The 16980-nt window shown below is 30.8% G+C and carries 16 protein-coding genes, 1 riboswitch and 1 other annotated feature; all 16 genes read right to left on the reverse strand.

Annotation, left to right across the window (positions count from 1 at the left end):
• Positions 1-12 precede the first annotated feature (12 nt).
• The gene (gene hemC, locus CD034_RS06185; protein WP_002455231.1) at positions 13-945 is read right to left on the reverse strand and encodes a hydroxymethylbilane synthase; all 933 of its coding nucleotides are present in this window, start codon (positions 943-945) and stop codon (positions 13-15) included.
• A 28-nt stretch (positions 946-973) separates the two neighbouring features.
• Complete coding sequence (ccsA, locus tag CD034_RS06190; protein ID WP_002455230.1) at positions 974-1786, reverse strand: cytochrome c biogenesis protein CcsA; 813 nt, start codon at positions 1784-1786, stop codon at positions 974-976.
• Positions 1787-1807: 21 nt separating this feature from the next.
• Positions 1808-3145 (reverse strand): glutamyl-tRNA reductase, encoded by a 1338-nt coding sequence (hemA, locus tag CD034_RS06195; RefSeq protein ID WP_103288204.1) that lies wholly within the window; start codon positions 3143-3145, stop codon positions 1808-1810.
• A gap of 136 nt (positions 3146-3281) precedes the next feature.
• On the reverse strand, positions 3282-3872 hold the full coding sequence (gene yihA, locus CD034_RS06200; RefSeq protein WP_002448982.1) for a ribosome biogenesis GTP-binding protein YihA/YsxC: 591 nt from the start codon (positions 3870-3872) through the stop codon (positions 3282-3284).
• 151 nt (positions 3873-4023) lie between these two features.
• Entirely contained in the window at positions 4024-5286 is a 1263-nt protein-coding gene (gene clpX, locus CD034_RS06205) for an ATP-dependent Clp protease ATP-binding subunit ClpX (RefSeq protein ID WP_049430960.1), read from the reverse strand.
• 157 nt (positions 5287-5443) lie between these two features.
• Complete coding sequence (tig, locus tag CD034_RS06210; protein WP_002455227.1) at positions 5444-6760, reverse strand: trigger factor; 1317 nt, start codon at positions 6758-6760, stop codon at positions 5444-5446.
• A gap of 154 nt (positions 6761-6914) precedes the next feature.
• Complete coding sequence (locus CD034_RS06215; protein ID WP_002448991.1) at positions 6915-7832, reverse strand: hypothetical protein; 918 nt, start codon at positions 7830-7832, stop codon at positions 6915-6917.
• 12 nt (positions 7833-7844) lie between these two features.
• On the reverse strand, positions 7845-8456 hold the full coding sequence (locus CD034_RS06220) for an NUDIX domain-containing protein (protein ID WP_002448986.1): 612 nt from the start codon (positions 8454-8456) through the stop codon (positions 7845-7847).
• A gap of 182 nt (positions 8457-8638) precedes the next feature.
• On the reverse strand, positions 8639-8995 hold the full coding sequence (rplT, locus tag CD034_RS06225) for a 50S ribosomal protein L20 (RefSeq protein WP_002448983.1): 357 nt from the start codon (positions 8993-8995) through the stop codon (positions 8639-8641).
• Between the two features lie 53 nt (positions 8996-9048).
• Positions 9049-9249 (reverse strand): 50S ribosomal protein L35, encoded by a 201-nt coding sequence (rpmI, locus tag CD034_RS06230; RefSeq protein ID WP_002448990.1) that lies wholly within the window; start codon positions 9247-9249, stop codon positions 9049-9051.
• A gap of 27 nt (positions 9250-9276) precedes the next feature.
• A complete protein-coding gene (infC, locus tag CD034_RS06235; RefSeq protein WP_002448994.1) occupies positions 9277-9804 on the reverse strand; it encodes a translation initiation factor IF-3 in 528 nt (175 codons plus the stop codon).
• Positions 9805-9827: 23 nt separating this feature from the next.
• Positions 9828-9955: a sequence feature (ribosomal protein L20 leader region), on the reverse strand.
• Between the two features lie 62 nt (positions 9956-10017).
• Positions 10018-11511 carry an amino acid permease gene (locus tag CD034_RS06240; protein ID WP_002448996.1) on the reverse strand — a complete coding sequence of 498 codons (1494 nt, stop codon included), beginning with the start codon at positions 11509-11511 and terminating at the stop codon, positions 10018-10020.
• 152 nt (positions 11512-11663) lie between these two features.
• Positions 11664-11839: riboswitch (Lysine riboswitch) on the reverse strand.
• Positions 11840-11887: 48 nt separating this feature from the next.
• Positions 11888-13825, reverse strand: coding sequence for a threonine--tRNA ligase (gene thrS, locus CD034_RS06245; RefSeq protein WP_002455226.1), 1938 nt, complete (start codon positions 13823-13825; stop codon positions 11888-11890).
• 310 nt (positions 13826-14135) lie between these two features.
• Positions 14136-15056 (reverse strand): primosomal protein DnaI, encoded by a 921-nt coding sequence (dnaI, locus tag CD034_RS06250; protein ID WP_019835439.1) that lies wholly within the window; start codon positions 15054-15056, stop codon positions 14136-14138.
• The gene (gene dnaB / locus CD034_RS06255; protein WP_002455224.1) at positions 15057-16427 is read right to left on the reverse strand and encodes a replicative helicase loading/DNA remodeling protein DnaB; all 1371 of its coding nucleotides are present in this window, start codon (positions 16425-16427) and stop codon (positions 15057-15059) included. It lies immediately after the preceding gene.
• A complete protein-coding gene (gene nrdR, locus CD034_RS06260) occupies positions 16428-16898 on the reverse strand; it encodes a transcriptional regulator NrdR (RefSeq protein ID WP_002448939.1) in 471 nt (156 codons plus the stop codon).
• Positions 16899-16980 lie beyond the last annotated feature (82 nt).

Here is a 16980-nt window from a genome sequence, read left to right on the forward strand (position 1 = left end):
TAAGATTTAGTATTAATGTGATGCTTCTTCGTTTAATTTTCTTATAATTTCATACGCACCTTGTTCTTTAAGTATCTCACTTACTCTGTTCCCTAATTTTACAGGGTCAGTTCCTACTTCAGTATGTTCATAACGTTCCTTACCATCTGGTGTCATGATTAAGCCTGTAAACTCAATTTCATTGTTATTGTTATAATTCGCATATCCACCAATTGGAACTTGACAACTTCCATCCATTGCAGCTAAAAATGTTCGTTCGGCCGTTACACAATTTGCAACTTCATTATTGTGAACTTTTTGAAGTAACTCGAGAAGTTCAATATCGTTACGACGGCACTCAATGCCAAGAGCACCTTGACCGATTGCAGGTAGTAATGTGTCTTTATCTAAATAAGTTGTTACTACGTCATCAGACCAACCCATACGTTTGAGTCCTGCTGCTGCTAAAATAATCGCATCATAATCTTCTGTTTCTAATTTATTTAAACGTGTATCAATATTACCACGAATCCATTTAATTTTTAGATGAGGATATTTAGATAATATTTGTGCCCCTCTTCTTAATGAACTTGTACCAACTATACTATTTTTAGGAAGTTCTTCTAATGGTACATGATTTTTGGCAATATAGGCATCAAATGGTATTTCTCTATCAGGAATACAACCTAATGTTAAACCTTCTGGAATAATACTAGGAACATCTTTTAATGAGTGTATTGCCATATCGATATCGTTGTTAAATAGCTCATTTTGAATCTCTTTAACAAATAGGCCTTTTCCTCCAACTTTAGATAGTTGTTGATTCACAATTCGATCTCCTTTTGTGACAATCTCTTTAATTTCGATTTCTAAAGATGGATCAATGGCTTTTAATTTATCAATGAATTGTTTACTTTGTGTTAAAGCAAGTTTACTTCTACGTGAACCCACAACTAATTTACGCATAAACAAGGCCTCCTACATAAGTTTTCTTTTAATTAAAATGAGTAGTGAAGAATAAATTCACCATACATAGGCAAAATATCATAATATTAAAATAAATTAAATTAATTGAGATGATTTTCTTTTTTAAATACATAACGATATATCCTGTATAAAGAAGCGTAATAATGACAGACAACATAACCTTCGGATCTTTAAATATTGCTACACCAACCGCATAGATTCCCCATTGAGCAATTAAAATTACACTCAATATTAATATCACTAAACCGCCCAAAGTTGAAAAAAATATAATTTTTTCAAGAGTTGCTACACTGCCAATTCTAAAATATTTCTGATTAAAGTTTTTTTCTTTAAGGTTTTTATATTGAATGATATATAGCAATGCATTTACAAATGCAAGTGCAAAAAAAGCATAACTCAATACTGCAAGCCCTACATGTACAAGTAATAATTCATTTATAACTTGTACTCTCTGTATACTGTTTGTATAGTGTTCAGGTCTAAATGTATTCATCGTTAATAAGATAAATCCAATTACATTCAAAAAAAACACAGAAAAACTTAAAACTTTAATAATATTTAAAACTAAAGAAATAGAAATAATCATCCATGACAAGAAGAAAAAAACATCAAATATGGAATTAAACAATATATCACTATGCGAAGTAATATACATAGACAAAGAGATTGTTTGTAAAAACCAAACAATCCCTAAGGCATAAATTCCAAGTACTCTAATCTTATGACTCTTCCGAACAAAGTCTATAAAATAACAAAGAATGCTAATTAAATATACAATTAATATAATTTCATGAAATCTAATAAATAGCGTTTCTTGCATATTATCACCATTTTAATATGCTTATTCAAAACTAAAGATATGTCGTACTGAAAGTTCCTTTTCTTTTTTACGTTCTTTCACTGCTTTGTAAGGATCTTCGGCTTCAATATCAAATATATTTTGAAATAGCTCTAATTTTTCATTACTTTTTTTATCGTTACTCAATTCCTTAGCTTGTTTAATTGGATCTTTCAACATTTGATTAATAATACTTTTAGTATGTTTAGAAATGACTGTTCGTTCTCGTTCAGATAGATTCGGTAATTTTCTATCGATACTATCCATTGTTTCAGCTTGAATAGTCATTGCTTTTTCACGTAAAGCTCTTATTACAGGAACTACACCCAACATATTTACCCAATCATTATGTGCTTTAATTTCAGTAGGAATTTCATTAGAAATAGCTTCAGCCGCTATTTGTCGTTCTTTTAAATTAGCATCAACTAAACCTTTTAAATCATCTACATCATAATTAAATACGTCATCACTTAAATTATGACATGGTTCAATATCTCGTGGTACTGCAATGTCTAATAATAATAATTTAGATTTTCTATATGATAGTGCCTGATTAATCATACTTTTAGTAATAATATAATCTGGTGAACTAGTAGAACTAATAACAATATCAGTTGAAGTTAATAAACTAGGTAAAGATTCTAGCTTATCATAACTAACTTGGTGTTTTTCAGCTAAAATTCTAGCTTTACTTTCTGTTCGATTTACAATTGTAATATGATTAATGCCTGAGCCGAGTAAATTTAATAACGACAATTCACTCATTTCGCCTGCACCAATAATAACAGCATGTTTATTTTTTAATTTACCTAATACTTTTTTTGATAATTCCACAGCAGCATATGAAACACTTACAGCATTATCTGCGATATCTGTTTCATTATGTGCTTTTTTAGCAAAAGTAATTGCTTGTTTAAATAGATGATTAAAGATAGTTCCAGTTGTTTTTAAATCTTGCGCTAAGAAAAATGCATCACGCATTTGGCCTAAAATTTGTGTTTCTCCTAACACAATTGAATCTAAACCTGAAGTTACACGCAATAGATGTTCTACTGCTTCGTCCCCCACTTTAACTTCAGACATTGCTTTAATATCATCTACTTTAAATTCAAATGAACGAGCTAAAAATCGTTGAATATAATATCGTCCTGTATGAATTTGATCCACTACAGCATATACTTCTGTACGATTACATGTCGATAATATTACATTTTCTAAAATTGCTTTAGTTTCGAATAAATCTTCATTGGCTAATCGTAAGGCATCATCTCTAAAAGCAACTTGCTCTCTTAAAGCTACATCAGCAGTACGATGATTTATGCTAATAGCAATAAAATGCATTTATAACGCCCTCCATATACTAACAATATTGTTAGTATAACACATTTTAGAATGAATTTAAGTTTGATGCTCAAATAAATTAGAAACATTCTAATGTGAAGTCAAAATTTTGTCACTTAATTACAAGATATGTCTTTTAATTTATATAATTAGCAATAATATCCCAAATATATTGCTGTTTAGAATTTTGAATAGAAGAGTAACTTATAATTGTATCGTTTGGATCTAAATCTAATTTTTGTTTTATATTTTTTATATGCTTTTGAACTTTACCTTTCGCAATTTTATCTTCCTTAGTACAAATGACTAGTGTTGGCAGATCGAAATGTTTTAAATAATTATACATTAATACATCATCTTCGGTAGGATTATGTCGTAAATCTACAAGTTGAATGACTAAACCTAGATTTTCTCGTTTAGTTAAATACTCTTCTATCATTTTCCCAAATTTTTCACGCTGTGATTTACTTACTTTTGCATATCCATATCCAGGAACATCAACAAAAATAAGTTGTTCATCAATATTATAGAAGTTTAGAGTTTGCGTTTTTCCAGGCTGTTGTGAAGTACGAGCCATATTTTTTCTACCAATCATACTATTAATAAAAGAGGACTTACCCACATTAGAACGTCCACTTAAAGCGATTTCAGTTAAATTGGTTTCAGGATATTGTTCTTCTTTCACTGCACTAATCATTAATTCTATATTATTTGGGTTAATATTCATATTCAAACACCTCTTCATTGTTATAGCTGCTTTATTATAATATAAATGTTTAAAAATCTAAAATTTTAAAAAAATGATATGTATAAAAATAAGGAAGCAGTTTCGAACTCAAATGAATTCTATCACCACTTCCTTATTATATGGTTGATAATTAAGCTGAAGTTTTAGTACCGTTCAATAAATTCCCTTCTGAATCATACATTTCAGGCTCGATTTCATCATTAATTGTTTGAGCAGTTACTACAACTTTAGCAACATCACTTGTTGAAGGTACATCATACATAATATCAATTAAAGATTCTTCTATAATTGATCGTAATCCACGTGCTCCAGTTTTTCGTTCAATTGCTTTTTCACTGACTGCTGCCAAAGCTTCTTCAGTAAATTCTAATTCAACGTTATCAAGAGCTAACATTTTTGTATATTGCTTAACTAACGCGTTTTTAGGTTGCGTTAAAATATTTTTAAGTGCTTCAACATCTAATGTTTCTAAATTAGCAACAATTGGTACACGTCCAATAAATTCTGGAATTAAACCATATGCTTGTAAATCTTCAGGACGAATTTGTGCTAATAAAGCTTCTTCATCATACTTATCTGCTTCATTGCTAGCAAAACCGATAACTTTTTCACCTAAACGGCGTTTAATTACTTCATCAATACCATCAAACGCACCACCTAATATAAATAGAATATTAGTTGTGTCAATTTGAATCAATTCTTGGTTAGGATGTTTACGGCCACCTTGAGGGGGTACACTTGCTGTTGTACCTTCTAAGATTTTAAGTAATGCTTGTTGCACACCTTCACCAGAAACATCACGCGTAATTGATGTATTTTCAGATTTTCTAGCAATTTTATCAATTTCATCTACATAAATAATTCCTTTTTCTGCTTTATCAATATCAAAATCAGCAGCTTGAATCAAACGTAGTAAAATATTTTCAACATCATCACCAACATAACCTGCTTCAGTTAAACTTGTTGCATCTGCAATAGCAAATGGTACATTCAATGTTTTAGCAAGTGTTTGTGCAAGTAAAGTTTTACCGCTACCCGTTGGTCCAATTAAGGCGATATTACTTTTTTGTAACTCAACATCATCTTCATTTGGGCCCAATTGTTGAATACGTTTGTAATGATTGTAAACTGCCACTGCTAAAGATTTTTTAGCTTTTTCTTGGCCAATAACATATTCATTTAAATGGTCCATAATTTCTTTAGGCGTCGGTAATTCAGTAAATTCTTCTGAAGTAGCTTGAGCTAATTCTTCTTCAACAATTTCAGAACATAGTTCGATACATTCATTACAAATATATACACCACTGCCTGCTACTAATTTTTTAACTTGATCTTGGTCCTTACCACAGAAAGAACATTTTAAATTTTCTTCATCTTCATTAAATTTAAACATTCATTTACACCTCTATCCTTAAACGACTATACTAGATAGCATTCTACAATGCAAATTGATAGTTAACAACTAAAATGCTTAAAACATATAGTAGCAGATACATATAATGATGCACCTGCTACTTATTTTTTAAACTTTATATCAATTTAAAAGTTTATTATTTGTCTTCTTTTTTATCGTCTTTAGCTGAATCAACATATTTAGCATTGTCTCTTAATAAATCAATTACTTTTTGAATACGTACATCATTTTTAATGATATCAGTATTACCAAGAGTTTGTTTAATATCTTCTACTGAGATATTAAATTGACTGCTCATTTTTTCTAATTCTTTATCAATATCTTCATCTGTGACTTCGATATTTTCTTCATCTGCAATTGCTGATAATGTTAAGTTTGTTTTAACACGTTGCTCTGCATCGTCTTTCATTTGTTCTCTTAATTGAGATTCATCTTGACCAGAAATTTGGAAGTAAGTTTGTAAGTCTAAACCTTGTTGTTGGATTCTTTGACCAAATTCTTGAACCATACGATCTAATTCAGTGTCAATCATAGCTTGTGGAATATCAATTGTTGTATTTTCAGTTGCTTTATTAATTGCTTCTTCTTTTTCCACATTTTCAGCATCTTGTGCTTTTTCTTCTGATAAACGTTTGCGTAAGTTTTCTTTATACTCATCTACTGAATTAGCATCTGAATCTAATTCATTTGCAATTTCATCAGTTAATTCGGGTACTTCTTTGTATTTAATTTCATTTACTTTAGTTTTGAATGTAGCTTCTTTACCAGCTAATTCTTCAGCGTGATATTCTTCTGGGAATGTTACAACAACATCTTTTTCTTCTCCAGTTTTAACGCCTACTAATTGATCTTCAAATCCTGGAATAAATGAACCTGAACCAATTTCTAAATCATAACCATCAGCTTGGCCACCTTCAAATTGTTCGCCATCTACATAACCATCAAAGTCAATATTTACAGTGTCTCCTTCTTCAACTGCACCATCTTCTTTAACTACCATATCAGCTAAATGACCTAAACTATGATCAATTGCATCTTGTAAATCCTTATCAGTTAATTCAGAATCTTGTTTTTCAATTTCAAGACCTTTATAATCTCCTAATTTAACTTCAGGTTCAACAGTCACTGTTGCTTCAAATTCGAAATCTTTACCTTTTTCAATTTGAGTTACATTAATTTCAGGTTGAGCGACTGGATTGATTTTAGTTTCTTCAATAGCTTCACCATAAGCTTCAGGTAAAAGAATATCTACTGCATCTTGATATAATGCTTCAACGCCAAAACGTTGTTCGAAAATTGGACGAGGCACTTTACCTTTACGGAAACCAGGCACGTTAATTTGTTTAACCACTTTTTTAAATGCTTGATCTAATGCTTTATTTACCTTTTCTGCTGGAACAGTAACTTTTAATAAACCTTCGTTACCTTCTTTTTTTTCCCAAGTTGCTGTCATGTATAAATACCTCCATGCTTACATTTTTAATTTTTTCAACTTCCCTATTATATCATAGGTCCAATATGGACACAAACAATGTTTTATAGGCGATTTTAAATAATAATTCAACTTTACAGAATCATTTAAGTAAACTAAAATGATTTGCTCACATTTAATTATCTAACTGATAAATTAATGCTAATAATTCTTGATTTGCTTCACTTACTTCTATACCAATCATTGACTTAAAATAAACATCATAAGCTATTATCCAATCTTCTTCATTAAAAAGTGAAAATATATCAAGTGGATATAGTTTTATTGAATGATTATTCATCACATACTGAGCTTCATTTTGTATATTCAAAGCTCCATTTTCTAATCTATCGAGAACTTTGGGAATAACAGTAGTTTTCATATCTGTGTGTTCTAAACCTTTTAATGTTGTAGGTAAGATGTTGACTTCATAACCATACTTCTCAATTTTTATTTCACTATCATAATTTGAAAAACGTAAATACTCAAGCATGAGACTTTTCAAATTATAAGATTCTACTTGATTAGATAATAAAAAAGCAACCGTCTTTCTGAATTCATAATGTCCGTTATCAATGAGTTTAATCATTAATTTAGTTTGACGATTTAAATCTAAACTAGTAAATTCTGATAATAATTGACTAGAAAGTTTCTTGTCTTCATCTAATTTAGATTGTGCATATTCTTTTAATGGAAAGAGTGCCATTCTAGTTTTATGTTCTTTCACTTCGTTAATGATTTGATTAATGACTTCAATTGCTTCATAATTCTGATTTAAACCTATTAATGCTTTAATATAGAAAATAATCAGTTCGTCGTAATGAGGTATACCTTTTTTTAAGAAAATAATTGCTTCTTCTCTTAATTCTAAATATAACCCTAATTCATTTAACATGTCACATTTAATCAAAGATAATTGATTATCTAATTCGAATGAGGCTTCATATATATCAAACAATTGATACATTTCTTTATATTTATTTTGTTGTTGTGCATTTAAAATATTATGATATAATTTTTGCTTTGATTGAGGAAAAGGGATAATATCAGACATATTGAGCCCCCTTTATTTTAAATCTTTTAAAATTAACGCACTCCATGATTCAAAATGATTTAAATCATTTATTTCATCTTGTGATACCCAATTAATTTTTAAAGTGTCGGTTTCTCTAACTTCTACATCACTAGATTTCACCTTAATTTTGAAAACAACACCTATATGAACTTTACCTACCGCATTAGTATCATCATTAATAAAACCAATATATTCTATATTTTGAGATCTATCTTCAGATAATCCTACTTCTTCATTAAGTTCTCTTTGTGCATTCACTCTTAAAACTTCATTAATTGAATCGGCGCCAACAACATTATTCATATGTCCACCAACACCCACTGAAGACTGTCCGTGTAAGCGTTCTTCTCCGCCACCACTTAAACGTTGATATACTAAGATTTCATCATTTTCATTTTCTAAAAGACAATATGAAATAAGTTGTTTATAAGATGGATCTTCTTCCATATCTCCACGTCTTTTTACTTCATAATTTTTAAACGTATTAAATATTTCTTCACCTTGACCATCGTTTTTCGATAAGAATCCATTAAATGCATTTTTTTCATTATTAAATAATAATTCTCTTGATACGACGATGATTTGTTCATCAAATTTAGACATAGTTAACTCCTTGAAATTAATATTCTTTTTTAATAGTTTAACAAACCAATGATTTAAATCACAATGATATTTAACTGGTTCGTTTACTTATCATAATTCTATTAAAGAATATTTGATGAATAAAAGTAAATAAAAAAAGCCAATAAGGTTTTATAGTTACCTTATTGGCTTTTAAATATGAATTATTTTAAAGCATCTTTAGCTTTTGATACTAATTCACCGAAAGCTTTATCGTCTGAAATAGCAATTTCAGAAAGCATTTTACGGTTAATGTTAATGTCAGCCTTTTTTAAGCCGTTCATTAAACGAGAATAGCTGATGTCATGTTGACGTGCAGCTGCATTAATACGTGTAATCCATAATTTACGGAAATCACGTTTACGTTGACGACGGTCACGGAATGCGTATTGACCTGATTTCATCACTTGTTGTTTTGCTACTTTATATAATGTATGTTTTGAACCGAAGTAACCTTTAGCTAATTTAATCGTTTTTTTACGACGTGCTCTTGTTACTGTTCCACCTTTAACTCGTGGCATGTTAAATTCCTCCTTAAATATATCGCTTTATCATCGTTCGAAAGTAATATTAATTATTTTTTGTAAGCTAATAATTGTTTTACGCGTTTCATATCGCTTTTAGATACTAGTTTAGCTTTACGTAATTTACGTTTTTGTTTAGTATTTTTATTTGCAAATAAGTGAGATGTGAAAGCTCTAGAACGTTTTAATTGACCTGAACCAGTTCTTTTAACACGTTTAGCTGCTCCACGGTGAGTTTTCATTTTTGGCATGATTCATTTCCTCCTAATAAAAGTAAATTATTTTTCGTTTACAGGCGCTAACATAATAAACATTTGGCGCCCTTCCATTTTAGGTTTTTGTTCAACAGTGGCAATATCTTTACATTCGTCTGCAAATTTTTCTAAAACACGTTGACCAATTTCTTTGTGTGTAATTGCACGACCTCTGAAACGAATAGAAACTTTACATTTGTCACCTTTAGTTAAGAATTTACGTCCATTTTTCAACTTAGTTTGGAAATCGTGTTCCTCAATAGTTGGACTTAAACGAATTTCTTTAACATTGATAACTTTTTGTTTTTTCTTCATTTCTTTTTCTTTTTTCTGTTGTTCGAATTTATATTTACCATAATCCATAATTCTTGCAACAGGTGGTTTAGCATTTGGTGCAACAACTACTAAATCTAATTCAACTCTTTCAGCCATCTCAAGAGCTTCTCTTTTAGATTTAACACCAATTTGGTCACCATTTTGGCCAATTAAACGTAATTCTTTTGCGCGAATTTTTTCGTTAACTTGCGTTTGATTTTTTGCTATGGTTGACACCTCCCAAAATTTTACGAAATTTTCCCAAGCAAAAAGAGCGGACAATATTTGCCCGCTCTTCACTCATACACAATAATTGTGTGACATGATTAACCTGCCAACAGCTTTTTGCGTCGCTACAGGTGAGAAACGGGTGTTTCTACTTGGTTCGTTTCGTAATCAACGATACTAATCATATCAAGTTTTATTAAGCATGTCAATTGTTTTTTAAAATTAGTGATGTTTTACTTCATTCATTGAGACATCTTGGCTTAAATCAACTTCTTCAAGAGGTATTTTTTTAGTTTTATATCTTAATTTATGATAAATAAAGAATACTAAAAATACTGGAATACCCATATACGTAATAATAAATCGATTAAGATCAAAGTGCCCTGTTTTAATGAAATCCACATCTTGTCCAACAATCACAATCACACACAATATACCTGCAAATATTGGACCGAATGGGAACCATTTCGCTTTATATTTCAATTCTGATTTACGATGATGTTGAACATTAAATGCTCGTCTAAAGCGATAGTGACTTACTGCAATACCTACCCAAGCAATAAAGCCTGTCATACCACTGGCAGCTACAATGTATTCATAAGCATTTCCGCTTAATTTTTGTACTAAGAAAATAACGACTACAAGTACACCAGTAGCAATCAATGATAAATATGGCACGCCGTGTTTATTCGTTTTACCAAACGAAGCGAATGCTAATTTATCTTTACTCATTGAATATAACATACGTGTTGATGCATACATCCCTGAATTACCAGCTGATAATACTGAAGTTAAAATAACTGCATTCATAAATGAAGCAGCAAATGCTAAGCCTGCATTTTTAAAGACAAGCGTAAATGGAGATGTTGCAACATCGTTATCTCCACCCATTAAAGCATTACTATTATAAGGAATTAACATACCAATAACAAAGATGGCTAAGATATAAAATAATAATATTCTCCAAAAAACTTGTTTAATTGCTTTTGGGACAGCACGTTCTGGATTCTCAGATTCTCCAGCAGTAATACCTATTAATTCAGTACCTTGGAATGAGAAACCAGCAACTAAGAATACACCTAGGATTGAAAGTAAACTACCGCCAAGATTTCCACCTAGGATTGGCCCATCACCTTTAGTAAATGTTTCAAATCCTACAAAATGTCCACCCATAATTCCTAATATAGTTAAAATACCAATAATTATAAAAATAATTACTGTAATCACTTTTATAAGTGCAAACCAATATTCACTTTCACCATATACTCTTACAGATAAAGAGTTTAATGCGAAAATAATAACTATAAAGATACAACTCCATACCCATGCTGGTATCCCTGCCATAGGTGTCCAATACTGAATGACTTGCGCTGCAATAGTTACATCTGCCGCTACAGTAATTACCCAGTTAAACCAATAGTTCCAACCTAATGCGAATCCTAATGATGGATCTACAAATCGTGTTGCATAGGTACTAAATGAACCTGAAACAGGTAAATACGTAGCCATTTCTCCTAAAGAAGTCATTAAAAAGAATACCATAGCTCCAATAATTGCATATGCAATAAGCGCACCTAATGCACCAGCATCGTGAATAGCACCACCTGATGTCATAAATAGGCCTGTACCAATACAGCCTCCCATTGCAATCATAGAGATATGACGATCTTTTAACCCTCTCTTCATACCGCTATCTTGATTTTCAACTTTACTCATATAAGCTCCCTTTCTTAATGTAGAGGTTAGCTAAGTATTTATTTGTTATGTGAAGATAATTAACATATTTAATTTTTATAAATGATATGTAAATCAAATTACAAATTAAAAAATAGGTACATACCGTTAAGATATGCACCCACTACTTAATCTATGTCGGTAGCACATCACAAACTGTGACAGTACAGTTTCTATTCGATAACTGTCCCAACAAATCATAAGTATGGTTATCATTTGTTTCGGCATCTTTACCTTTCATACTTTCAACATACGTTCCATATCAACTTCTGAAGTATTACTTTTTAAAGATGCAACCTCTAACTCATTTTTATTTAACTACTTTGTAATATACATTAAGGATATTATTTTATCAAGACTATCTACGTCTTTTTAGACGAATTTCATCTACTAAGTTCCAGATAAATTCATCTCTTTCTATTGTTTCTTGATCTTGTGAGCCATACTTACGAACATTTACTTCGTTGTTTTCAACTTCTTTATCTCCTACTACAATTTGATAAGGAATTTTTTGCATTTGTGCCTCTCGAATTTTATAGCCCATTTTTTCGTTACGATCATCAATTTCTACACGAACACCTTGAGATTTTAATTCATCTTGTAAATTTCTCGCATAGTCGTAATGTAAATCTACATTTACTGGAATAATCTCAACTTGTTTTGGAGCTAACCATGTTGGGAAAGCACCTTTAGTTTCTTCAGTTAAGAAAGCTACAAAACGTTCCATAGTTGAAACTACGCCACGATGAATAACAACAGGTCGGTGATTTTCACCATCACTACCAATATAAGAAAGATCAAATCGTTCAGGTAGTAAGAAATCAAGTTGTGCAGTTGAAAGGGTTTCTTCTTTACCCATTGCAGTTTTAACTTGAACATCTAATTTAGGACCATAGAATGCTGCTTCTCCAATAGCTTCAACATATGGTAAGCCCATTTCATCTACTGCTTCTTTAAGCATAGACTCAGCTTTATTCCACATGTCATCATCGTCCATATATTTTTCTTTATCTTCAGGATCTCTGTAACTTAATCTGAATGTGTAATCTTCAAAACCAAAGTCTTCATAAACATCTTGTATCATATGAACAACGCGTTTGAATTCATCTTTAATTTGGTCAGGACGTACAAAGATATGAGAATCATTTAAAGTCATACCTCTTACACGTTGTAAGCCTGATACTGCACCACTTGCTTCATATCTATGCATAGTACCTAATTCAGCAATACGAATTGGTAATTCACGATAAGAATGTGGTTTATTATTATAAACCATCATATGATGTGGACAGTTCATTGGACGTAATACCATTTCTTCAGTTTCATCTAATTTCATTGGTGGGAACATATCATCTCTATAGTGATCCCAATGACCTGAAGTTTTATAAAGTTCAACGTTAGCTAGAACTGGGGTATATACATGATCATATCCCATGCTTACTTCCTTATCTACAATATAACGTTCAATTTCACGGCGAATTGTTGCACCATTTGGTAACCATAGTGGAAGACCAGCACCAACAAGTTGATTATTTGTAAATAATTCTAAATCTTTACCAATACGACGATGATCACGTTCACGACGTTCCTCTAACATGTCTAAATGTGCTTTTAAATCTTTTTTATCAAAGAAAGCAGTACCATATATACGTTGTAACATTTTATTGTCGCTATCCCCACGCCAATATGCACCTGCAGTAGAAAGAAGTTTAAATTCTTTAATTTTTGAAGTTGATGGCACATGAACACCACGGCATAAATCTGTAAATTCACCTTGAGTATATAATGTTACATTCTCATCTTCAGGAATTGCATCTATTAATTCTAATTTATATGGATCATCTTTAAAGAAATCTTTTGCTTCTTCACGAGAAACCACTTTACGTTCAATTTTATAATTTTCGTTAACAATTTGTTTCATTGTTTTTTCGATTTTTTCAAAGTCATCTGATGATACTTTTTCATCCATGTCAAAGTCGTAGTAAAAACCGCCTTCAATCACTGGACCAACACCGAATTTAACATCTCCATAAATTCGTTTTAATGCTTGAGCCATTAAATGAGCAGTTGAATGACGTAATACCTCTAGAGCTTCATCACTACCAGGTGTAACAATTTCAATTGCCCCATCTTCTTCAAGTGGACGAGTTAAATCAACGAGTTGATTATTAAATTTTCCTGCTACTGCTTTTTTTCGAAGTCCAGGACTAATTGATTGTGCAATGTCTTCTGTAGTAGTTCCTTTATCAAATGATTTTGAATTGCCATCTGGAAACTTAATATTAATTTGTTCCATATCGAAACCCTCCATAAATTTTATTCTATGATCGCTGAAGAAAATAAAAAAACTCCTCCCTATAAAAGGGACGAGTTCGTCGCGGTACCACCCTAGTTATCTAGATGTATTCTAGATATCTCTTCATAAGATAACGGTCTTGAGCCGGATACTGATTACCAGCATCTAAATATGAAGGAGTAATAATTTAATATATCAACCAAATTCTCATCAATTGTTGGCTTGCTGTATGATAGAGATTAAATTATCATATCTTCATTTATTTCAACGATTTAGATTTATCTTTATTATACATCACACATTGTAAATTTCAATTATTTCGTAAATTTTTTCCATCTAAATAAAATTCATTTGCTAAACTTTTGATACGTTCGATAATTCGAGCAGCTTTCGTTATTTCTGCCCCTTTGTTTGATATAGATAAATGATGTTCTAATTCTTCCAAATTTAGATTTGAACTAAAGAATGTTGGTAATTCATGAACCATACGATAATGTAATAAGGGACCTATCACCTCATCCCTTACCCATGTTGTGACATCCTCAGCTCCGATATCATCTAACATTAATATATTTGCTTCTCGTATACGCTCTAACTTTTCATTATAACTCCCATCTTTAAAACCACCTTTTAGTATACGAATGTATTCAGGTAAATATACTATTGTAGATGGCACATGTTTTGACTTAAGCTGGTTTGCGATAGCTCCTAAAATAAAAGATTTGCCTGTTCCAAAAGGGCCATGTATATAAAGACCCTTAACGCGTTCACCGTTAACTAACTTTTTACAAATATCGTTAACTTCCATAGCTATTTCAAGTCGACTTCTATCGTTAGTATAGATATCTTTAACTTTTGCATTTAACGTATCTCGTTGCATGTGATGAGCAGTAATGAGTTGTGAACTTAAACGTTCTTCATCGTATTTAATTTTGCAAGGACATAATCGATAACGAACTTTAATACGCTCATTTTCTATATATAATTCTGGAATATGACCTTTAACAAAGTTTGGACAGTGTGCATAATCGTGACCATCGTAGTGTTTTTGTTGATCTTTATATTCTTGAAGTACATTTAAATCTTTATCAATCATTTCATTAGTAAGTTCTGACTGGTGTTGATTTAAAAATTGTTTAACATCAGAATCATTAATGACTTGATGTTTTATTTTAGCAATTCTTTTGTTTAAATTATCTTGATTTTTTATAAGTTTACTAAATGGTTTCATCTAATCCTCCCAATCTTGTTCTAATTGAGCACGAAACGCTTCTCTATCTTTTTCAAATTGCGCATCATTATTGTTTGGTTTTTCATCTTGTTGGTTTTTATCTTTTAACCATTTTGGTGTTTTTTCTATTGATGCAACGTCACGTTGTTTATATTGACGTTTTGTTTTTTTAGTTATACTATCATTGATTTGTTGATTTGTTTTCAGCGCATAATCATATGCTTGTTGTGCAGTTTTAATACCTAACTTTTTCCAATTTGAAGCGATTTCAAATATATAGGATTTAGGAAGTTTCATTTCATTCTTAAGCATTACAAATTGTAATAAAATATTAATTACACCAAATGACAATTTTTCACGCTCTATTAACTCTTCTACCATTCTTTTTTGTTGTAAAGTTGGTTCTGATTCAGACCAAGACGCTAACATATCAATAGGACTTGTGTTTTCTAATAACTTAAACCAACTATCACTTTCCTTTATATCATCAGTAGTCTCATTTGGACGCTGTGATTGTTCTAAATGATTAGAAGGATTAGCTTTAGTTTGTAACTTAGGAAGCTGTTGTTGATGCTCAATTAAGTAATGAGACCTTGCTTGTTTTCTCATCTCTTCAAATGATAACGTTTGATTTTGTGTGATAGAGTTAAGAATGATTCGTTTCATAGAAGTAGGCGTTAACCCATATAAAGTAGCCAATTGTAAAATTAATTGTTTTGCCTCTTTAGTAATAATTTCTCCACTTATAAAATGATGTTGTAACATATCTCTCAACATATCAAAGTCAAATGATTCATTATCTAAATCTATAGTAGCTGAATGATTTTCCTTTTGAATTGTTGAAGCATCAATAGATATATTTTTATGTGGAACTTTGAATACATCAGTAAATTTGCGCGTTACTTGCTGAAATTCTTTTAAATCTGGTTCATCTTTTTCAAAATACGCTTTTAAATCTTTATATCTTCGATTATCAACTTCATTGTATAGGTATATAGATAACATTGGATCATTAAAAAATTGGTATGCCGTTGGAGGTTGAATCAATTCATATATAAACAATGACTGATTACTATCATGTTTTACAAATGTTTTAATTAACCCAATGCCTTCAAGTAAATCCATATATTCACGGAATTCTAATAAATTTATTTTAAGCTCATTCATGATAGTGTAATGTGTGAGAATAGTATCTTCAACTTCATCGATAAATTGGTTCATGAAATGATATACACCAATAGCTTTAAAGCCAATTAACGGTATGTACAATCGATTTAATATCTCTAATTGTTGATGATTAAAGAAAAAATGTCGATATACTTTAAATCCATCGTGTGGACTTAAACCATACTCATAAGATTTAAAACTCATTTATGAATCACTCCGTTTGTTATCATCCAAAATACCTTGCATCGATGCTAGTAATTGATCCACATCTTTAAACTCTTTATATACTGACGCAAATCGTACATAAGAGACTTGATCTACATGCATGAGCAAATTCATTACATATTCACCTATATCTCTAGATGAAATTTCTGTATGACCTTTATCGCGTAATTGCCATTCTACTTTATTAGTAATGTCTTCCAATTGTTGATATCTAACTGGTCTTTTTTCACAAGATCTTACAAGACCATTTAATATTTTTTCTCTTAAAAATTGTTCACGTGTGCCATCTTTTTTGACCACAATAAGTGGACTCACTTCAATATGTTCAAATGTTGTAAATCTTGTCCCACAATTCTCACATTCACGTCTTCTACGTATTGCGTTAGCTTCATCAGCATGTCTTGAATCTACCACGCGTGAATGTGTGGCACTACATTTTGGGCATTTCATATCTGTCACCCTCTTGAATAGATTATGCTTCATTATACTATAAAAACGATTTATGACAAAAGAACTCATATGTATTGATAAT

The sequence above is a fragment of the Staphylococcus hominis subsp. hominis genome (assembly GCF_002901845.1).
In the GTDB taxonomy this organism is placed as follows: Bacteria; Bacillota; Bacilli; order Staphylococcales; family Staphylococcaceae; genus Staphylococcus; species Staphylococcus hominis.